19 protein-coding genes and 1 pseudogene are annotated in these 19,762 nt (G+C 70.9%); 15 read left to right on the forward strand and 5 right to left on the reverse strand.

Annotated elements, in window-relative coordinates; translation table 11 throughout:
* Positions 1–17: 17 nt before the first annotated feature.
* Positions 18–512 (reverse strand): MarR family transcriptional regulator, encoded by a 495-nt coding sequence (locus M2157_RS46365; protein WP_280859491.1) that lies wholly within the window; start codon positions 510–512, stop codon positions 18–20.
* Between the two features lie 146 nt (positions 513–658).
* Here M2157_RS46365 and M2157_RS46370 point away from each other — a divergent pair, with 146 nt between their 5' ends.
* Both M2157_RS46370 and M2157_RS46375 read left to right on the forward strand, forming a co-directional pair.
* Complete coding sequence (locus M2157_RS46370) at positions 659–1,267, forward strand: SDR family oxidoreductase (protein WP_280868459.1); 609 nt, start codon at positions 659–661, stop codon at positions 1,265–1,267.
* 59 nt (positions 1,268–1,326) lie between these two features.
* On the forward strand, positions 1,327–1,767 hold the full coding sequence (locus M2157_RS46375; RefSeq protein ID WP_280859489.1) for a DUF6069 family protein: 441 nt from the start codon (positions 1,327–1,329) through the stop codon (positions 1,765–1,767).
* Between the two features lie 169 nt (positions 1,768–1,936).
* Here M2157_RS46375 and M2157_RS46380 read toward each other — a convergent pair whose 3' ends face one another.
* Together M2157_RS46380 and M2157_RS46385 are read right to left on the reverse strand one after the other, a co-directional pair.
* Complete coding sequence (locus M2157_RS46380; protein ID WP_280868460.1) at positions 1,937–2,629, reverse strand: VOC family protein; 693 nt, start codon at positions 2,627–2,629, stop codon at positions 1,937–1,939.
* 166 nt (positions 2,630–2,795) lie between these two features.
* On the reverse strand, positions 2,796–3,845 hold the full coding sequence (locus M2157_RS46385) for a LacI family DNA-binding transcriptional regulator (RefSeq protein WP_280859487.1): 1,050 nt from the start codon (positions 3,843–3,845) through the stop codon (positions 2,796–2,798).
* Positions 3,846–3,943: 98 nt separating this feature from the next.
* Here M2157_RS46385 and M2157_RS46390 point away from each other — a divergent pair, with 98 nt between their 5' ends.
* From M2157_RS46390 to M2157_RS46410, 5 genes are read left to right on the forward strand one after another with little or no spacing between them, the layout of a single operon-like run.
* Positions 3,944–5,251, forward strand: a complete 1,308-nt coding sequence (locus tag M2157_RS46390; RefSeq protein WP_280868461.1) for an extracellular solute-binding protein — start codon at positions 3,944–3,946, stop codon at positions 5,249–5,251.
* Positions 5,248–6,192: a sugar ABC transporter permease gene (locus tag M2157_RS46395; RefSeq protein ID WP_280868462.1), complete on the forward strand. Its 945-nt coding sequence runs from the start codon at positions 5,248–5,250 to the stop codon at positions 6,190–6,192. Before M2157_RS46390 ends, M2157_RS46395 begins: the two co-directional genes overlap by 4 nt.
* Positions 6,193–6,200: 8 nt before the next feature.
* Positions 6,201–7,067 (forward strand): carbohydrate ABC transporter permease, encoded by an 867-nt coding sequence (locus tag M2157_RS46400; RefSeq protein WP_266375211.1) that lies wholly within the window; start codon positions 6,201–6,203, stop codon positions 7,065–7,067.
* Positions 7,067–8,866 (forward strand): DUF2264 domain-containing protein, encoded by a 1,800-nt coding sequence (locus M2157_RS46405; protein WP_280868463.1) that lies wholly within the window; start codon positions 7,067–7,069, stop codon positions 8,864–8,866. The genes M2157_RS46400 and M2157_RS46405 overlap by 1 nt, the downstream gene beginning before the upstream one ends.
* Positions 8,863–11,517 carry a discoidin domain-containing protein gene (locus M2157_RS46410; RefSeq protein ID WP_280868464.1) on the forward strand — a complete coding sequence of 885 codons (2,655 nt, stop codon included), beginning with the start codon at positions 8,863–8,865 and terminating at the stop codon, positions 11,515–11,517. The genes M2157_RS46405 and M2157_RS46410 overlap by 4 nt, the downstream gene beginning before the upstream one ends.
* Positions 11,518–11,866: 349 nt before the next feature.
* Here the strand turns inward: M2157_RS46410 and M2157_RS46415 are convergent, their stop codons facing one another.
* On the reverse strand, positions 11,867–12,748 hold the full coding sequence (locus tag M2157_RS46415) for a LysR substrate-binding domain-containing protein (RefSeq protein ID WP_280859481.1): 882 nt from the start codon (positions 12,746–12,748) through the stop codon (positions 11,867–11,869).
* A gap of 71 nt (positions 12,749–12,819) precedes the next feature.
* On the opposite strand from M2157_RS46415, the gene M2157_RS46420 reads away from it, so the two are divergent.
* From M2157_RS46420 to M2157_RS46440, 5 genes and pseudogenes are all read left to right on the forward strand, one after another.
* Entirely contained in the window at positions 12,820–14,025 is a 1,206-nt protein-coding gene (locus M2157_RS46420) for a thiolase family protein (RefSeq protein ID WP_280868465.1), read from the forward strand.
* Positions 14,022–14,717: a 3-oxoacid CoA-transferase subunit A gene (locus tag M2157_RS46425; protein WP_280868467.1), complete on the forward strand. Its 696-nt coding sequence runs from the start codon at positions 14,022–14,024 to the stop codon at positions 14,715–14,717. The genes M2157_RS46420 and M2157_RS46425 overlap by 4 nt, the downstream gene beginning before the upstream one ends.
* A complete protein-coding gene (locus tag M2157_RS46430; protein WP_280859478.1) occupies positions 14,714–15,385 on the forward strand; it encodes a 3-oxoacid CoA-transferase subunit B in 672 nt (223 codons plus the stop codon). Before M2157_RS46425 ends, M2157_RS46430 begins: the two co-directional genes overlap by 4 nt.
* A gap of 30 nt (positions 15,386–15,415) precedes the next feature.
* Positions 15,416–16,210 carry an IclR family transcriptional regulator gene (locus tag M2157_RS46435; RefSeq protein ID WP_280859477.1) on the forward strand — a complete coding sequence of 265 codons (795 nt, stop codon included), beginning with the start codon at positions 15,416–15,418 and terminating at the stop codon, positions 16,208–16,210.
* Between the two features lie 120 nt (positions 16,211–16,330).
* A pseudogene (locus M2157_RS46440) lies at positions 16,331–16,609 on the forward strand (oxidoreductase); the annotation flags it as partial.
* A gap of 317 nt (positions 16,610–16,926) precedes the next feature.
* On the opposite strand, the gene M2157_RS46445 reads toward M2157_RS46440, so the two are convergent.
* A complete protein-coding gene (locus tag M2157_RS46445; RefSeq protein WP_280868468.1) occupies positions 16,927–18,135 on the reverse strand; it encodes an MFS transporter in 1,209 nt (402 codons plus the stop codon).
* A gap of 98 nt (positions 18,136–18,233) precedes the next feature.
* On the opposite strand from M2157_RS46445, the gene M2157_RS46450 reads away from it, so the two are divergent.
* From M2157_RS46450 to M2157_RS46460, 3 genes are read left to right on the forward strand one after another with little or no spacing between them, the layout of a single operon-like run.
* Positions 18,234–18,815, forward strand: coding sequence for a TetR family transcriptional regulator (locus M2157_RS46450; protein ID WP_280859475.1), 582 nt, complete (start codon positions 18,234–18,236; stop codon positions 18,813–18,815).
* Positions 18,812–18,946, forward strand: a complete 135-nt coding sequence (locus tag M2157_RS46455) for a hypothetical protein (RefSeq protein ID WP_280859474.1) — start codon at positions 18,812–18,814, stop codon at positions 18,944–18,946. Before M2157_RS46450 ends, M2157_RS46455 begins: the two co-directional genes overlap by 4 nt.
* Positions 18,947–18,955: 9 nt before the next feature.
* The gene (locus M2157_RS46460; protein WP_280859473.1) at positions 18,956–19,612 is read left to right on the forward strand and encodes a hypothetical protein; all 657 of its coding nucleotides are present in this window, start codon (positions 18,956–18,958) and stop codon (positions 19,610–19,612) included.
* The last annotated feature ends 150 nt before the right edge of the window (positions 19,613–19,762 follow it).

The following is a 19,762-nucleotide window of genomic DNA, read 5'->3' on the forward strand; positions in this document are numbered from 1 at the left end:
GGGAACCCCGAACGCTCTCAGCCCCGGTCGCCGTCGCAGTGGTCGGGGGCGATGGTGTGCAGGATCCGCTGGCCGATGTGGGCAAGCTGTTTGACCTGCGCCTTGGTCAACGGGTCGAACACCAGACGGCGCACCTCCGCGACGTGGCCGGGAGCGACGTCGACGATCTTGTCGTACCCCTCGTCGGTCAGGGCGGCCAGCGTGTAGCGGCCGTCGGCCGGATCGGGGCGGCGCTGGGCGTATCCCTTGCGTTCGAGCCGGGCCACGACCTGGGAGAGGCGGGAGAGCGAGCCCTCGGCGAACGCGGCGAGCGCGCTCATGCGCAGTTCCCGCTGCGGCGAATCCGACAGTGCCGCCATCACCCCGTACTCGAAGTGCGTCAGCCCTTCGTCGCGCAGTTGCGTGTCGAGCGCGTGTTCCAGGCGTCGCATGATGCCGACCAGGCCGAGCCAGGCGCGGCGCTCCTCGTCGTCGAGCCAGCGGGGTGCCTCGTCAGCAGGGGTGTTCGTCATGCTCCCCAATGTACCGATGCTTCACGCTTGAAGTGAATCCAGCTTGTGATGACTTGAAGCTTGAAGCCATTGCCGCTACTTTTCAGTTAACGCTTTAAGTGACTGCCCGGGGTTCCGAGCAGCGCCGAAGCCTTGAGGAGCCCCCCATGAAGCTGCTTGTCCTCGGTGCCACGGGAGCCACCGGGCGCCTGGTCGTCGACCAGGCTCTGGCCGCGGGCCACACCGTGCGCGCGCTCGTCCGCTCACCCGAGAAAGTGGACGCTCAGCCCGGCCTCGACGTGGTCGCCGGGCAGGCCACCGACGCCGGTGACGTCACGCAGGCCATGGCGGGCGTCGACGCGGTGATCAGTACTCTCGGCGCGACCGGTGGAACCGTCATCACCGACGCCACGCGCGCCGTCATCTCCGGCGCCGCCACCACCGGCGTCACCCGGTTCGTGGAACTGTCCTCCTTCGCCGTGCTGCGCGAACGCCTGAGCGGACCCGCCAAGTTCATGTCCAGCACGGCCATGGGCGCCATGGTCAAGGACAAGGCGGCCGCCGAGGACGCGTTGCGTGCCAGCGACCTCGACTACACCCTCGTCCACGCAGTCCGCCTCACCAACGGTCCTGCCACGGGCGCCGCCAAGCCCCTGCCCGAGTCGGCGACCTTGCGCATGGGGGACACCATCAGCCGCGCCGACGTCGCCGCCTGGATCCTCACCGCGCTCACCGACACCACCACCGGCCGCCGCTCCGTCGCCATAGCCGGCTGACCCCACCCGCTTTCCCACCCGCCTCCCCGCCCCGTCCCCACTCGATCCGGAGAAACACGATGAGCCACCAGCTCGCCGCCGGCCCGGCCCGTCCCAGCGGTCTCGTCGTCACCGGCGGCCTGATCGGCACCGCCGCCGTCGCCGTCGCCCTCAACGCCGTCATCGCCGCGATAGCCCACGCCGCCGGCGCCTCGGACGATTTCGAAGCCCTCCAACTGCCCGCCTACGCCGCCTTCACCGTCTTCGGCGTTGTGGTCTCCGCTGCCGCCTGGGCGATCATCCGCGCGCGATCGGCCCGTCCGGCCCGGCTGCTGCGCACCCTCGTGCCCGTCGTCCTGATCGTCAGCCTGATCCCCGACATCATGGTCGGCGTCTCCGACAGCAGGCCCGGCACCAGCTGGGGTGCCGTCATCGCCTTGATGGTCATGCACGTCGCTGTCACCGCCGTCGCCGTCCCCGCCTACCTGCGATTCCTCCCCCTCCCCGCCGACCAGGACTGACCAGGTGTCCCGCAGGGGCTGCCCTCACCACGGTCGTACGGCACCCAGAAGGCGCCGCACGACCGTGTCGGCCGACGTCGACATCGAGGAAGTGCGCTTCTTGCGGGCGGAGATCGCTCAAGGGCCGTACGCGCGGCCTAGGGTGTGAGCAGCACGGTCGAAGAAGGACTCAGCCGTCTCGACCCTGCCACGTGGTAACGCAGGCTTCGTTTCCCTCCAGGTCGGCAAGTACCCAGAAAGCGGGGGCACGGGTCGCGGACACAAGTCGGCCTCCAGCCGCCAGTGCGGCCTCGATCCGCCGGGGTGCCTCGTCATGCGGAACACAGATGTCGAAGTGGATGCGATTGCGCTGAGGGCGCGCCCGGTCCATCTGCTGGAACCAGATGGCAGGACCCTGCCCGACCGGGTCGACGAGCGGATCCTCCGGTCCCTCGGCATCCGCCTCATCCGTATAGCCCAGCACCGCCTTCCAGAACGGCCGAATCCCGGCGATGTTCAGTGCATCGATCGCGATCTCCAGAAGCTGGACGGACCGCGGTGCCCCCGTTCCGATTTCGGGCTCGGTCAGAAGGCCGGACCCGTCAGCGGTGGCGGAGATCTGACGCGCGAGTTCGACATCCCGGGTAGTAACCGCTGCGCGGTCCAACGACTGCAGAGTGAAGACGACCCGATCGGGGCGGACATCGACCAGAAGGTGCCGATCGGCGTTGTCGCCGCACACCGCGACGGTGTCCGCCGCCAAGCCCGTCGCCTGAGCCAGCGATCTGACCCGGACCGACGTTCGCAAGGTGCCCAGCAAGAAGCGCCACCCGTAGTCCTGGACCGCCTCTGATGCTTCCTGCCGACTCAATATCTGCTCCATGGCGGCATCCTTGCAGCCCCCGCTGTCAGCAGGCCGGTAGCCGGTAGCCGGTAGCGAGGGACCGTCACCGTCCGGATCCTGGTCGCCCTGCGACCCGTTGCCGCCGACCGCCGCCGACCCGATCGAGCGCCCCCTCGCCGAGTGGGCCGGCGTCCGCACCACGGGCTCAGTGCGGTGGACGGCGTCCGCTGCTCTCCCGCACCACCAGTTCCGTCGCCACCTCCACCCGCGTCGTCTCCGGCTGTTCCCCGGAGAGCAGTCGCAGCACCATCCGGGCCGCGAGCGCCGTCATGTCGGCCAGGGGAGTGCGGACGGTCGTCAGGCGCGGGGTGACCCAGTCCGCGAAGGGCAGATCGTCGAAGCCGACCACGCTGACGTCGGCCGGGATGCGCAGGCCCAGTTCGGCGGCGGCGCGGTAGGTGCCCAGCGCCTGGTGGTCGCTGCCGGCGAAGATCGCCGTAGGACGGTCGGACAACGCCAGGAGTTCCAGGGCGTGTTGGTGCGCGAGGTTGTGGGTGAAGTCGCCGTAGCGCACCAGCTCGGCGTCGAAGGGGAGATCGGCCTCGGCCAGCGCCGAGCGGTAGCCGTCGACGCGTGCCCGGGAGGTGAGCCGGCGCTCCGGGCCGCTGATGATCGCGATGCGCCGGTGGCCCAGCTCGATGAGGTGGCGGGTCGCGGCCAGTCCGCCGGGCCAGTTGGTCGCGCCCACCCACGGCGTGCCCGGCGCGGGTTCGTCGATCGGCATCACCAGCGCGAAGGGGATGCCGAGCCGGCTCAGCTCCTCGTGCTGCTCGGGCGTCAGTTCGGGCACCACGAGGATCGCTCCGCGCGTGGAGCGGGTGGCCAGCGAGTCCAGCCACTGACGGGCGCGTCTGGTCCGGCCGTGGGTCGAGGAGACGACCAGCCCCATGCCCGCGTCGTGCAGGACGTCCTCCGCACCCCGGATCAACTCGACCGCCCAGGGGCTGTCGAGTTCGTTGATGACGAAGTCGATCAGCCCGCCGGGCGGGGCCGCGGTGGCCGCCGGGCGGTGTTTCGCCAGATAGCCGTGCTGTCCCAGCAGGCGCTGCACCTTGGCTCGTGTTTCCGCCGATACATCGGATCTGTCGTGCAGCACCTTGGAGACCGTGGACACCGAAACGCCTGCCTGATCGGCGATTTCGGCCAGGGTGCGCCGTCTCGCCTCACCGGATCCTGTCCGAACCGTTGACGTCATCGGATGAATCTCCTACGTTGCCGGGCGATCAAGTTTTGCGAAAACTATCGCAATCCTTGCTCCCGACGTAAGACTCCTCGGCGAAAAGGCGGTCCCCCATGAAGAGATGGCGCGCGGCTTCCCTGACCGCGGCCGCGGCCCTGGCTCTGGTCCTCTCCGGCTGCGGAGGAACCGGCGGCGGCGCCGACGGCGGGTCGGGCGGCGGCAAGGGCGAGTTGCTGGTCTGGGTGGACAACACCCGGATGCCCGCGGCCCAGCAGTACAAGAAGGCCCACCCCGACCTGAAGATGCGCATCGTCACCATCCCGCCCGACGCGGGCTACGTACCCACCAAGATCTCGCTCGCCAACCGCACCAAGAGCGGCTGGCCCGACGTCGTGTTCCTGGCCAACCCGGCCGAGGCGGCGACCCTCGCGAGCGAGAAGTTCGGCTACGCGGCCCCGCTCGACGACCTTGTTCCCAAGTCCGTCCGCGACGGCTTCACCCCTGGCTCCCTCGACACCTGCACCTTCGGCGGCAAGACGTACTGCCTGCGCAACGACATCGCCCCCACCGTCCTGTGGTATGACGCGACGCTGATGAAGCGGTACGGCTACCAGGTCCCCAAGACCTGGGCCGAGTACCAGCGGACCGGCCTGAAGGCGGCCGAGGAGCACCCCGGCACCATCGTCGGAGCCGTCAACGGCAAGTACGGCGCCGGCATCTACTTCGGCAGCAGCGGCTGCGCCACCCGCGACACCCTCAGCCTCACCGAGGTCCACATAGACCTGGGCCAGGCTAACTGCACCCGAGTCGCCGATCTGCTCCAGCCGCTCGCCCGCGAGAAGGCCGTCACCACCGTCGTACCCATCGACCCCGGCTTCGCCAAGTTCGGCAAGGGCGACCAGATCCTCATGCTGCCCGCCCCGGCCTGGTTCGGCGACTTCATGTTCGGCCCTGCCTTCAAGGTGCCCAAGGGCCGGATCGCCGCCGCCCCCATGCCCACCTGGTCCGGCGAGAGCAAGCCCTACGCCGGACAGGTCGGCGGCGGTGCCTTCCTCGTCTCCGCGCACGCCGGGGAGCGCACCAAGGAGGCGGCGGATCTCGTGCGCTGGATGACCACCGACGTGACCCTCCAGGCGGAGCAGCCGACCTACCCCGCTTTCACGGCGGCCGCGAAGAAGTGGGGCGAGGCCAAGTCGAAGGACCCGTACTACGCCGCCGATCCGATGCCCGCCCTGACCGCTGCCGCGAGCGCACTGCGTCCCGGCTTCGGCGCGGTCCGCTTCGAGGCCGACTGGCAGAGCAGCTTCAACGACACGCTCGTCAAGGCGATCGACTCCGGCGGCAACCTCCGCAGCGCACTCGGGAGTTGGCAGGACAAGCTGGAAGCGGCGGCCAAGACCAGCGGGTACACGGTCGGATGAAAACGCTCACGACACCCCGTCCGTCCGCGGTCGCGGCGCCGGTACCGGTGACACCCCGCCGCCGGCGCCGCCCCGCCCGCAGTGCCGCCGTCTGGATCCTCGTCGGCCCGTACACCGTGTTCCTCGTGGTCTTCGGGCTCGCGCCCGCCGGGTACGCCCTGTGGACCTCGTTCGTCGACAAGGGCTCCTTCACCGGCGGGCGCGACTGGACGACCGTGTTCGAGGACTACCGGCTCGCCGACGCGGCCGCCAACGTGGCGACCTATCTGCTGCTGTGGCTGCCGATCCTGCTGCTGACCGTCCTGTCCCTCGCCTTCACCCTGCACGCCCGCCCAGGCCGCACGACGAGCGCGCTCCAACTCATCTACTACCTGCCCGGCGCGGTCACCGGCTCGGCCGCGGCCTTGCTGTGGCTGTTCATGGTCAGCCCGGACAGCAGCCCGTTCTCACCCCTGCTCAAGCTGATGGACATCCAGAGCGCCACGGAGGCGCTGTCCGGCGGCAGCGTCATCGCCGTCCTCACCGTGATGGGCGTCGCGGTGCACGCGGGCGGCTGGATCGTGGTCCTGTACGGGGCGCTCAACGCGCTCCCGAAGGATGTCCTGGAGGCCGCGCAGGTCGATGGCGCCTCGGCCTGGCGGACCATGTGGCACGTCAAGCTGCCGATGGTCCGCACGTACGTCGCCTTCGTGCTGATCTCCAGTTTCGCCTCCGGCAGTCAGGTGTTCGTCGAGCCGACCGTGCTGTCCACCGGCGCCCCCGGCCAGATCAGCCCCACCTGGTCCGTCAACCAGCTCGCCTACACCTACGCCACCCAGGACGGCGACTTCGGCAAGGCCGCCGCGCTGTCGCTGGCCATGCTCGCGGTCGGAGTCCTGGCCGCCTGGATCGTGATCACCCGCACCCGCATGTACGCCACCGACTCCTCCGACTCCCGGTGAGTGAAGCGATGACCGCTCTGTCGCGCGGCGCCCGCGCCCTGTTCCTGCTCGGCGCGGCCGTCTTCTTCGGACTGCCCCTGCTCTGGCTGCTTCTCGCACCCACCCGCACGGCCGACGACCTGACCACCGGCTCACCCCTCGGCTTCGGCTCGCTGGGCAACGTGGGCGACGCCTGGTCACACCTGACGTCGTACAACGACGGCCAGATCACCCTGTGGATCGGCAACTCGATCATCTACGCGGCGGCCAGCGTGGCCATCTCGCTGCTGCTGTGCGTCCCCGCGGGCTATGCGCTCGCCAAACACGACTTCGCCGGCCGCCGGGCCCTGCTCACCCTGTCGATCGTGACGATGATCCTTCCCCCGGCCGCGCTGGTGCTCCCGCTGTACCTGGAGATGTCGGCACTCAACCTCACCGGCACGGTCTGGTCGGTGATCCTTCCGCTGTCCTTCTACCCCTTCGGCGTCTACCTCGCCTTCCTGCACTTCCAGGCGAACCTGCCCGACAGCCTGCTGGACGCCGGACGCGTCGACGGGGCGAGCGAATTGCGGCTGTTCTGGTCGGTGGCGGTGCCGCTGGCCCGCCCCGCCATCGCGCTGATCGCCTTCTTCGGCTTCGTCCGCTGCTGGACCGACTTCTTCCTGCCCTTCGTGATGCTCTCCGACGACCGCACCTTCACCCTCCAACTCGGCCTGATGTCCCTGCTCCAGTCCACCGGCGCGGTCAACAACTCCAGCGGCTTCGCCGACCTCGACATCCACCAGCCGGAGGCGGCCCTGGCCGGACTCGTGGCCTGCGCGCCGCTGCTGATCGGATTCGTCCTCGCCCAGCGCTTCCTGCGCACCGGGCTGCTGGCCGGGGCGGAGAAGGGCTGATGGACGAGGACGCACGTACCGAACTGGCCTCCGAAGTACGGGACTTGGTGGATCCCCTGGTGTCCCGCTTCAGCGCGGGCCGGGCGCGCGTACGGCTCGGCGTGAACACCGCGATCCACGACGACACGGCCGCCGAACTGGAGGCTTTCGCCCGGCCACTGTGGGGACTGGCGCCCCTCGCGGCGGGCGGACAGACGGTGCCGCACGCCGAGTTGTGGGTCCGAGGGCTCGCCCACGGCAGCGATCCCGCGCACCCCGAGTACTGGGGCGAGCCCGTCGACCACGACCAGCGCATCGTCGAGATGGCCGCCATCGGCTTCGCGCTCGCCCTCGCCCCCGAGAAGTGGTGGGACCCGCTGAGCGGCCCCGAACGCGACCGGCTCGCCCGCTGGCTGCTCAGCGCGCTGCCCCGGCAGACCACCGACAACAACTGGCTCTTCTTCCCGGTGCTCATCAGCCTCGCCCTCGACCGGGTGGGGGTGCCCTACGACCGTTCGCTGATCACCACCCGCCTCGACCGCCTGGAGACCTTCTGGCTCGGTGACGGCTGGTATGCGGACGGCCCCACCGAACGGCGCGACTACTACGTCCCGTGGGCCATGCACTTCTACGGCCTGCTGTACGACACCCTGACCGGCGGCGACCGCTTCAAGGAACGGGCCGCCCGGTTCGCCGGCGACTTCCGGCACTGGTTCGCCGCCGACGGCGCCGCCGTCCCCTACGGCCGCAGTCTGACCTACCGCTGGGCGCAGGCCGCCTTCTGGGGCGCGTTGCCCTTCGCGGGCGTCGACGTACTGCCGTGGGGCGAGGTGAAGGGCTATCTGCTGCGGCATCTGCGCTGGTGGCGCGGACGGCCGGTGACCGGGCCCGACGGGCTGCTGTCCGTCGGGTACGGCTATCCGCAGCCCGCGCTGGCCGAGCAGTACAACGCGCCGGGCTCGCCCTACTGGTCGCTCAAGGCGTATCTGCCGCTCGCGCTGCCGGAACAGCACGCGTTCTGGACCGCCAAGGAGGAGCCGGCTCCCGTCCTGCCCGCCGTCAGCGCCCAGCCGCACGCCGGGGCGGTGCTGATGCGCACGCACGGCGACGTCACCCTCCTCGCCGGGCGCCAGCACCACCCGTGGGTGCGCCATGGCGCCGAGAAGTACGCCAAGTTCGCGTACTCCACCCGCTTCGGCTTCAGCCTGCCGAACGGCACGCTCGGACTCGAACAGGGCGCCTACGACTCGATGCTGGCGCTGAGCGACGACGGCGGGGCGCACTACCGGGTGCGCGAGGAGCCGGCCGCGCACTACGTCACCGCCGACACGGTCCTCAGCACCTGGCACCCGTGGCCCGACGTGGAGATCACCACCTGGCTGACGGCAGCCGCACCCTGGCACGTGCGCACCCACCGCATCCGCACCGCTCGCGCCCTGCACACCGCCGAGGGCGGCTTCGCCGTCGACCGGGACGCGGGCACGGACCGCGAGAGCGGACCGGGACACGCACGGGTGTCGGCCCCCGCGGGACTCACCGGACTGCGCGACCTCGACGGCCGACGCCAGGGCGAGGTCGTCGACTGCCTGCCCGGCACGAACGTCCTCGCACGACGCACCGCCCTGCCCGTACTCGCAGGCCGACTCCCGCCCGGCGAGCACTGGTTGAGGTGTGCCGTGCTCGGAGCCCCGGACGGAAGCGAAGCCGAGACGGCGTGGCGAGAACCTCCGCCTCTCACACATCCGACGCCCCTCACACGGCCGACGACCACCGCACATCCCCCGACCACCGCACATCCGACGACTGGAGACGGGACTTGAGACTCAGACATCTGTCCGTACTGGCCGCCGTGACCGCGCTGCTGACCTCCCCGGTCCAGGCGCAGGCGGCGCAGCCCGGACACACCTACCACGTCGCCCCACGAGGCAATGACCACGCGTACGGCACGCAGGCAAGCCCTCTGCGCACCATCGGCGCCTGCCTCGACCGCGTCCGCCCCGGCGACACCTGCCTGATCCACAAAGGCACCTACCGGGAACAGTTCACCCCTCCCTCCGGTACCGAGGGCGCCCCGATCACGATCGCCGCGTACGGCGACGGCCCGGTGACCGTCGACGGGACCGAGAAGGTGACCGGCTGGAAGGCCGCGGGCGGCGGACTGGTCGCCACCGACACCGACCTGCCGCCCGACCCCGACTTCAACGCGGTGTTCCTGGACAACGCCCGTGCGGCGGAGGGCCGTTGGCCCAACTCCGGGGCCGATCCGCTGAACGCCACCTGGGCCGAGGCCGACACCACCTCCACCGACCAGCACATCGACGACACCGACCTGCCCGGCGCCGACTGGACCGGCGCCACCGTGCACCTGTGGGCGGGGTCCAACCCCTGGGCCCAGCAGACCGGCACGGTCACGGCTACCTCGCCGGGCAAGCTGGACTTCAAGGGCGGCAACTACCGCTGCCCACCGCTGTGCATGGGCAACCAGACCTACCGCAACTACTACCTCGTCGGATCGAAGGCCGCCCTCGACCAGCCGGGGGAGTGGTACTACGACAAGACCGAACACCGCCTCTACCTGGTCCCCCCGAAGGGCGGCATCGCCGGCCACACGGTGACCGCCAAGCACCGGCTGTGGGGCGTCGACCTGAGCGAGAGCTCGTACGTCACCGTCCGCGGCCTCAGCCTGTGGGGAACCTCCCTGCGAACAGGCCCGTCCAGCAAGGGCGTTGTGGTCGACCGACTGCACGCCACCTACATCTCCGAGTTCTCCACCCTGCCCATGCCGCCGGACAGCGATCTCGCGATCGAACCGTTCGAGGGCCACATCGTCGCCTCCCGCATCCTCGACTCGGGTGTGCAGATCCTCGGCACCGGCAACACCCTCAAGAACAGTGAGATCGCTCAGTCGGCCGGCAACGGCGTACTGGTCCGCGGCACCGGCAACACCGTCACCAACAACTACATCCACGACGTCGGCTGGATGGGCAGCTACACCCCCGGCATCGAGATCAACGGCAACGGCCACACCGTCACCCACAACACGATCCGGCGCACCGGACGGGCCGCCATCGACACCGCCTGGCAGCTCAACGGCACCGAATTCCACGACAACCGCATCGCCTACAACGACATCTCCGAGGCGATGCGCACCTCCCGAGACGGCTCACCCTTCTACGTCTGCTGCAGCCTGAACGGCTCCGGCACCTCCATCGACCACAACACCGCGCACGACGCCGACGGCCAGAACGGCTACTACATCGACAACTACTCCGGCCACTTCCGGCTGCATCACAACGTCGCCTGGAACACCGGAAGCCGGGGCGTCTACTTCAACGGTCACACCGGCCCCAGCATCGCCAACGAGGACCACAACTCCAGTTACGGGGTCGGCATCAACGTCGTCTCGTCCGCCATCGGCGGCGCGACGGACGCCTCCGGCTCGTACCTCAGCAACATCGTCGGACCCAGGCCGGTCACCGCGACACCGGTCGGGGACCCGCTGCCTATCGTCCGCTCCAACCTGATCAGCGAGAAACCCGGCTACACGGACGCCGTCAACGGCGAACTGTGGCTGACGCCCGGATCGCCCGCCATCGACGCGGGCGAGGTCATCGACGGCATCACGACCGACGTCCGCGGCACGGCTCCCGACCAGGGGGCCTACGAGTACGGCGCCCCCATCTGGTCGACCGGCTGCGACCTGCCCGGCTGCCGGCAGCGGGTGCGGCACGGCAACTGGAGTGCCACCGCGAGCGACGGCACCGAGGCCTCCGCCACCGTCGACGGCGACATCAACACCCGCTGGACGGGCGCCGCCCCGCAGGCCGCCGGCCAGTTTCTGACCGTCGACCTCGGCGAGAGCAAGACCTTCGACCGGCTCTCCCTCGACGCGGGCCGCGACACCCGCGGCCAGCCGTACGGCTTCACGGTCTCCGTCAGCCGCGACGGCACGAACTTCAGTGACCCGCTCGCCAGGGTCTCCGGCCGCTCCTTCACCCAGGACGCGGTGTTCCCCGCGCAGACCACCGCCCGCTACATACGGATCACGCTCACCGCGAGCGGGCCCGCACCCTGGGTCGTCAACGACATCCGGCTGTACGGTGACGGGCCCGACGCCACCTCGACGCTCCAGGCCGAACGGGCCACGAGCGTACGAGGGGTGGAGCGAGGCACGGCGGCCACCGGAGTCCTCGGCTCCGGCGACTGGGTGGCCTTCCGCAAGGCGAACCTCCGTGGCGACAACCTCACCGCACGACTCAACTCCGCCTGTGCCCGGGGTTGTTCGCTCCAGCTGCGCTTGGACGCGCCGGACGGTCCGGTGGCCGCGGTGGTGCCCGTCACGGGTGCCGGGGACTGGCAGAAGCAGTCCGTGCGCCTGAACCGCGAGGTCACCGGCGCGCACGACCTCTACCTCGTGGCGAAGGGCACGGGCCCGGTCGCCGCACTCGACTGGCTGACGATCAGGCCCTGACGTGCGAGGGCCGGGCCGGGCGGCGGGATACGGAACCTCGCTGCCCGGCCCGGTCGCGATGACTGCCCCGTACCCGGGTCGGGCCGCGACGGAGTCCAGTTGCTCCGCTGACGGCCGCAGGGCCCACAGGGCACCGCTCGGCGGCTCCTGGCAGTGCGGAGACGCCCCCTGCGCCTGACGTTCGCCCGCGTGCACCGGTCGGTGGCCGCATACCGGAGGAACCCGAGCTCCGGATGGGGCCAGAGCGCGGCTCCGGTTGCGATCGAAGTCCGATCGGGCGAGACCCCCCATGGCGGAGTCCCGGCGCCGCCCCCGACGAGGACCCCGGTCAACGCGTTCGCGGCCCGTCTCAGAACATCGCCCGGATGATCCCCACGGTGCGCTCCAGGTGCGGCTCGGAGCGGTCCGCGCGGTGGGCCACGGCCAGCTCCACGCGTGCGCCGGCCCCGGACAGCGGTCGGTAGGCGACGCCGTCGAGCGTCAGCGCGGTCACGGGTTCGGGCACGACGGCGACGCCGAGGCCGCCGGCCACGAGCGTGACCAGCGTCGAGGTCTCGCCGACCTCGTGGCGGATGTGCGGCTCGACCCCGGCGTCGCGCAGAAGGCCGAGCACGACGTCGTACATCACCGACCGGCGGTCGGCGGAGTGCACGATCAGGTCGACACCGGCCAGGTCCGCCGCCCGCAGCCGTTTCCTGCGGGCGAGCGGGTGGTCGGCCGGTACGGCGACGACGAGCCGGTCCCGACGCAGCGTGTGCACGGTGAGGGAGAGGTCGGCGGCCACGGGACGCAGCAGCGCGACGTCGATCGCGCCGGTGCGCAGCGCCTCGACCTGGTCGGGCGCGAGCATCTCCCCGCGGAAGGAGAAGTCGACGCCGGGAAGATCCTCCGTGAGCCGCCGCGAGAGTGCGGGCAGAACGCTGTACGTCGCCGAGCCCACGCACCCGATCGCGAGGTGGCCCACCGAGCCGGCGGCGACGAGCCGTGCGTGCTGGGCGGCCTCGTCGACGTCGGCGAGGATCGCGCGTGCCCGCTCCAGGTAGGCCCGGCCGGCCTCGGTGAGGTCGACGCGGCGTGTGGTGCGGTGGAGTAGCTGTACGCCGAGTTCGGCTTCGAGCTGGCGGATCTGCTGGGACAGCGGCGGCTGGGCCATGTGGAGCCGCTCGGCCGCGCGACCGAAGTGGCGCTCCTCGGCCACCGCCACGAAGTACCGCAGGTGGCGCAGATCCATATGTCATCCATATCAATCGGCTCGGATATGAGTACTTCAGAATATCGCGGCCCGGGACTAACGTCGCTGCCATGAGTGCTTTCCTCTACTCCGCAACCCGCACGCCGTTCGGCCGCTTCAACGGCGCGCTGGCCGGTGTACGCCCCGACGACCTCGCCGCCGCCGCGATCACCTCGACGCTCGCCCGGGTGCCGGGTCTCGACCCCGCCGCGATCGGCGACGTGGTGTGGGGCAACGCCAACGGCGCCGGCGAGGACAACCGCAACGTCGGCCGCATGGCGGCGCTGCTCGCCGGGCTCCCGGTGAGCGTGCCCGGTACCACGGTCAACCGGCTGTGCGGGTCGAGCCTCGACGCGGCGATGACGGCGAGCCGCACGATCGAGTCCGGCGACGCCGAGGTGGTGCTGACCGGCGGCGTGGAGTCGATGACGCGTGCGCCCTGGGTGCTGCCGAAGTCGGCGAAGCCGTTCCCGGCCGGCGATGTCACCGCGGTCTCCACCACTCTCGGCTGGCGGCTGGTCAACCCGCGCATGCCGAAGGAGTGGACGGTCAGCCTCGGCGAGGCCAACGAGCAGCTCCAGGAGCGCTTCGGGATCTCCCGCGAGCGGCAGGACGAGTTCGCCGCCCGCTCCCACCAACTCGCCCACGCAGCTTGGGAGTCGGGCTTCTACGACGACCTGGTGGTACCGGTCGACGGCGTCGACCTGGCCCGCGACGAGGGCATCCGGGCCGGATCCACGCCGGAGGTCCTGGCCGGGCTGCGACCCGTCTTCCGTACGGCGGAGCAGGGCGGCACCATCACCGCGGGCAACGCCAGCCCGCTCAACGACGGTGCCTCCGCGGTGCTGTTGGGCAGCGAGAAGGCGGCGGCCACGATCGGGGCCGACCCGATCGCCCGTATCGCGGGCCGCGGTGTGATGGCGCTGGAGCCGCAGGCCTTCGGCTACGCCCCCGTCGAGGCCGCCAACCGAGCCTTGGCCCGGGCCGGAATCGGCTGGGACCAGGTGGGCGCGGTCGAGCTCAACGAGGCCTTCGCCGTGCAGTCGCTCGCCTGCGTCGACGCATGGAAGATCGACCCGGGCATCGTCAACCAGAAGGGCGGCGCCATCGCGATCGGACATCCGCTGGGCGCCTCGGGCGGCCGCGTCCTCGCCACGCTGGCGAAGGTGCTGCGCGAGACGGGGCAGCGCTACGGTGTCGCGGCGATCTGCATCGGGGTCGGTCAGGGCCTGGCCGTCGTACTCGAGAACTGCGCTGTCACGGGGTCGGACCGATGAGCCGGGCGGAGATCCTCGAAAGCACCGACGCCGCGGTCGCCGGGATCGAGGACGGCTCCACGATCCTCGTCGGCGGCTTCGGCCTGGCCGGGATGCCGTTCGACCTGATCGACGCGCTCATCCGGCAGGGCGCCAAGGACCTCACGATCGTGTCCAACAACGCCGGCAACGGTGACGTCGGGCTGGCCGCGCTGCTGGCCGCAGGCCGGGTGCGCAAGGTGCTGTGCTCCTTTCCGCGCCAGGCCGACTCCTGGGTCTTCGACGGCCTCTACCGCGCGGGGAAGATCGAGCTCGAGGTGGTCCCGCAGGGCAACCTCGCCGAGCGGATGCGCGCGGCCGGTGCCGGCATCGGCGCCTTCTACTGCCCGACCGCGGTCGGCACACCGCTCGCCGAGGGCAAGGAGGAGCGCGAGATCGACGGTCGGAGGTACCTGCTGGAGTACCCCATCAAGGGCGACTACGCGCTGATCGGCGCACACATCGCGGACGCGATGGGCAACCTTGTCTACCGCAAGACGGCCCGCAACTTCGGACCGGTCATGGCCACGGCCGCCACGACGACCATCGTCCAGGTCGACCAGGTCGTCGAGCCCGGCAAGCTCGAGCCCGAGGCCGTCGTCACCCCGTCCATCTACGTCGACCGGGTCGTCCAGGTCGAGGCCCGCCGCTACACCGTCCAGGGGGCACGATGACCACCACGCCAAGCGATCAGGCGCGCGCCGACCACCGGCTCTCGATGGACGAGCTGGCCGCCGTCATCGCACGCGACATTCCGTCCGGCGCCTTCGTCAACCTCGGCATCGGGCAGCCCACCAAGATCGCCGACCATCTGCCGGCCGACTCCGGGGTCGTGCTGCACACCGAGAACGGCATGCTCAACATGGGCCCGAAGGCCGAGGGTGACGCGGTCGACCCCGACCTGACCAACGCCGGCAAGGTCCCGGTGACCGAACTGCCGGGAGCGGCGTACTTCCACCACGCCGACTCCTTCGCGATGATGCGCGGCGGGCACCTCGACGTCTGCGTCCTCGGGGCCTACCAGGTCGCCTTCGACGGCGACCTCGCCAACTGGACCACCGGCAAACCCGACGACATCCCCGCCGTCGGCGGCGCCATGGACCTCGCCATCGGTGCCAAGGACGTCTACGTGATGATGACGCTGTTCACCCGCTCCGGAGAACCGAAGCTCGTGCCGTCGTGCACCTACCCGCTCACCGGCGTCGGCTGCGTCAGCCGCGTCTACACCGACCACGGCGTCTTCGACGTCGGCCCCGACGGCGTACGGATCCGCGAGACATACGGCATCGGCGCCCACGAACTCGCGGAGCGACTCGGCATCGTCGAGCCGACGCGGGCTTGACGTGCCGGGGCGGGGTCCGATGATGGCCGGGTGAGGACACAGAACGGCGAGTCGGTGCTGGCCAGGGCCGTACGCATCTTCGAGGCGTTCACACCGGAGGAGCCGGCCCTGACCGTCTCGGAGATCTCCCGGCGTTCCGGGCTGCACGTGGCGACCGCGTCGCGTCTGGTGGCCGAGCTGGTGTCGTACGGCTTCCTGAACCGGGACGACCGCCGGGTCAGGATCGGCATGCGCCTGTGGGAGCTGGCCACCCGGGCCTCGCCCTCCCTCTCGCTGCGCAACGCGGCCATGCCGTTCATGGAGGGCGTCCACGACGTCGTCGGCCACCATGTGCAGCTCGGCGTGCTGGACGGCGACGAGGTGCTGTTCCTGGAACGGCTGACCGCACCGGAAGCCGTGATCAACTACACCCGCATCGCGGGCCGCCTCCCCCTGCACGCCTCCTCCAGCGGTCTGGTCCTGCTCGCCCACGGCCCCGCCGACCTGCGGGAACGCGTCCTCGACGGGCCCCTGGACCGCTACACCCCGGACACCCCCGCCACCGCCGCGCGGCTGCGAGCCGTACTGGCCGAGGTCCGCCGGCAGGGGTACGCGTACTGCCCGGGATACGTCCACCCGGACGCCCTGGGCATCGCCGCGCCGGTGCGGGACGCACGGGGTGAGGTGGTGGCCGCGCTGGCGGTGATCGTGCCCAACGAGGCGGGGGGCTCGTCCGTCGTGCCCGTGGTGCGGACGGCGGCACGCGGTGTCTCCCGCGCGCTGGGAGCCGGAGGAAGATCGTCGCTCAAGGATCCGTCGCTCAAGGATTCGTCTCTCACTGATTGAGAATGCCGTCGCGGCCGTCTCCCGTCACCGCGCATCCTGCGGGCAACCCCAACGACGGGAGGCGACAACGTGGTCGGAACCAGTGCGCTGGCGGACGCCCGGCCCGGCGTCGGTTCGGGACTGACGGTCTCCGCGAAGGAGCACGTCGCCGAGGGCGTCGTATCACTCACCCTCACCCACCCCGGCGGGGCACGGCTGCCGGACTGGACGCCGGGGTCCCACATCGACCTCGTACTGCCGGACGGGACGACCCGGCAGTACTCGCTGTGCGGCGACCGATGGGACGCCCACACCTACCGGATCGCCGTGCTGAGGGAGCCCGCGGGACGGGGCGGATCCGCCCAGGTGCACGACCGGCTGCGTCCGGGGGACCGCGTCGGTGTCGGCGGCCCGCGTTCGAGGCCTCGCTCGGGGCCTACTCCGGTGCCGAGGCCCCGGGCAGCAACGCCGTCATCAGCCTCGCCTTCTACATCCACTGCTGCGACTACATGGACGAGGTGGGCCGAAGGTTGGGCCGTACCGAACGGGCCGTCCACTACGCCCAGTTGGCGCGCATCCTGCGCAAGGCATTCATCGCGAACCATTGGGACGCGTCACAGTTCTCGCCGGCTGACCCGACCGCACCGACCGCCGCACCGTGCCGAGTCGGCGCTCTCGGCACGGTGCGGCCTCGCTCGGCCGGATGGTGTGCCGCCTCGGTGCCTGACGGGGACGCCTCACCGCGGGAGGCCGGCCAGCCGGGGCCGGGTCTCCCGGCTGCTGCGCTGCTCGCGGTGCCCGGTCAGGTACGCGGCGAGGGCGAGGACCGCGGCGAGGGCGATGAGGGTGCAGACGGCACCCCAGCCCACTTGGACGTAGGCGCGGGTGCCGAGCCATGACCCGGCGCTGCCGCCGAGGAACGCGCAGGTCATGTAGCCGGTGTTCAGTCGGCTGCGGGCCTCGGGGCGCAGCGCGAAGATTCGGGCCTGGTTGGCGACCTGACCGCACTGCACCGCCACGTCCAGCAGCAGCAGTCCGACCGCGAGCGCCGCCAGCCCAACTACTCCGCCCAACGCGCCCGCGGTGAGCACCGCCGCCGAGGCGAGGGCGGCCAGAATGCACCACAGGTTCACCCGGTCGGCGCCGAGCCGGTCCACCCAGCGTCCGGCCGCGGGCGCGCAGAACATGCTGCCCGCCCCGATCAGGGCCAGCAGCCCCACGGCCTGGGTGCCCAAGCCGTAGTCGGGTCCGGTGATGAGCAGGGCCAGCGCGGTCCAGGCCGCGCTGAACCCGCCGAAGAGAGTGACCTGGAAGAGCACGGAGCGCCGTAGCTCCCGCTCGCCGCGCAGCATCCGCAGGGTGTCGGCGAGCAGGGTCGGGTAGCGGTCGTGCACGGCCGGGGCGTTGCCCGGCAGGGCGAGGCCGAGGACGACGGCCAGCAGCCCGGTCAGCACGGCGGCGACGAGATACGGGGCGCGCCAGCCCAGGTGCTCGCCGAGTACGCCGCCGAAGGTGCGGGCCAGCAGGATGCCGCCGATCAGGCCCGCCTGGAGGGTGCCGATCACACTCCCGCGCCGATCGGACTCGACCAGACCCGCGGCCATGGGCAGCAGGAGCTGCGGAACCACGGTCGCCACGCCCACCACGGCACCCGCCGCCAGGAGGAGGCCGCCGGCCGGGGCCAGACCGGCGACGAGGAGGGCGGCACCGGTCGTCGCGAGCAGGCCGGTGATCAGCGGGCGGCGGGGGAGGCGGTCGCCGAGGGGCACCAGCAGAAAGATTCCGACGGCATAACCGAGCTGGGTCACCGTCGCCACGACCGCCGCAGTGGCCGGCGTGACGCCGAGACCGTCGGCGATGAGAGGGGTCAGGGCCTGCGGGAAGTAGACGTTCGCCACGCCGACGCCACAGGCCAGCGCCATCAGGAGAGGCAGCTTGCGGGACATAACTCAGCTCCAACCGAACGAACTGGATGGTTCGCTTATCGAGCGTGGCACGCGCGCCTTGACTTCGTCAAACGAACCAGTTCGTTACCATCGGATGCATGGCATACGACTCCACGGCGACCAAAGAACGCATCCTCGCGGCGGCGACCACGGAGTTCGCCGCACACGGGGTCGCCGGCGCCCGGGTGGACCGTATCGCTGCCGCGGCCAAGGCCAACAAGCGTGCGATCTACGACTACTTCGGCGACAAGAACAAGCTTTTCGCCGTCGTCGTCGAACGCACCCTGGCCGACCTCGCCGAGGCCGTCCCGCCGAGCGACGACCTGCCCGGCTACGCCGAGCGCCTCTTCGACTACCACCGCGCCCACCCCGAGGCCCTGCGGCTGGTGATGTGGGAGGCTCTGGAGATCGGCGAGGAGCCTGTCCCGGCGGAAGAGGCCCGCACCCGCCACTACCAGGACAAGATCGACGCCGCCGAATCAGGCGGGCCCGGCGGCGACGCGCGGACCCGCGTGTTCTTCACCCTCGCCCTGACCGGCTGGAGCATCGCCATGCCCCAGCTGCGGCGCATGGTCCTCGGCCCCGACCACAGCCTCGACGACCTCCGCGACGAGGTCGCCCGGTCCGTACGGGCCCTGTCGACAGGGGAAGGGGCGTCCGGGCAGAACCGGCGGCGGTGACACAGCCGCAGCGGGGAGAGCGCACCGTCAGGGCGGCGACGGGCCGGACGACGAAGCGGGACCCCGCCCGGAGGCAGGACATCGGCATGGAGGAGCATCTGCTCAGCCACCGTGCCACCGTCTGCCTGTGAGGGACCGTCATGCGTTCTGCCCGCCATACCGTGCCGCCCGTCCTGCTCACCAGCCTGCTGCTGGCGGGCTGTTCACCCGTCTCCCTCGGCACGTCGACATCGTCCGGAACGCAGAGCCCGGTGACGGGAGCGCCGACCGGCTCGGGGCGGGCCATCGCGGTGGGGGCAGGCCCGCAGAAGCACTACACAGTGCAAAAGCAGCCGGCCGCGGGCTCCTGCCACTACCGGTACCTCAAGGGGGAACCGCTGGAGGATCCGACGTGCACGCCGGGCGCGATATCCCCGGCGGTCACGCAGGCGAACCTGGCCTCGACGATCTGCCGCAAAGGCGGCTACACCTCCGGGATACGCCCCTCCACGTACGTGACGGGCAAGGAGAAAAAGCTCAACGCCGCCTCCTACGGCTTCACCGGACGCATGGGAGATGCCGAGTACGACCACCTGATCAGCCTGCAGTTGGGCGGCGACCCCAACGACTACCGCAACCTGTGGGTGGAGCCGGCCGACCCCGGCCACAAGAAGGGCTCCGGGGTCAACAACGCGAAGGACCCGGTGGAGACGAAGCTGCACACCGCGGTCTGCAAGGGCAGCGTCACCCTCGCCGCCGCACAGCACGCGATCGTCACCGATTGGACCACCGCCCTGAGCACCCTTCACCTCGCCTGAGGAGAGGCCGGGGTAGCGGCGCGACGGGGCGAGCGGCCGACGGCTTCTGATACGGGGCCGCGGGGACTGGCGGCGCACGAAAGCCCCGGCTGGACGGGGGAGACCAGCCGGGGCCGTGTGCGGTGGCGTGCGGAGGGCGGTCGCCTCTCG

Origin of the sequence: Streptomyces sp. SAI-127 (assembly GCF_029894425.1) — a bacterium.
Taxonomy (GTDB): domain Bacteria; phylum Actinomycetota; class Actinomycetes; order Streptomycetales; family Streptomycetaceae; genus Streptomyces.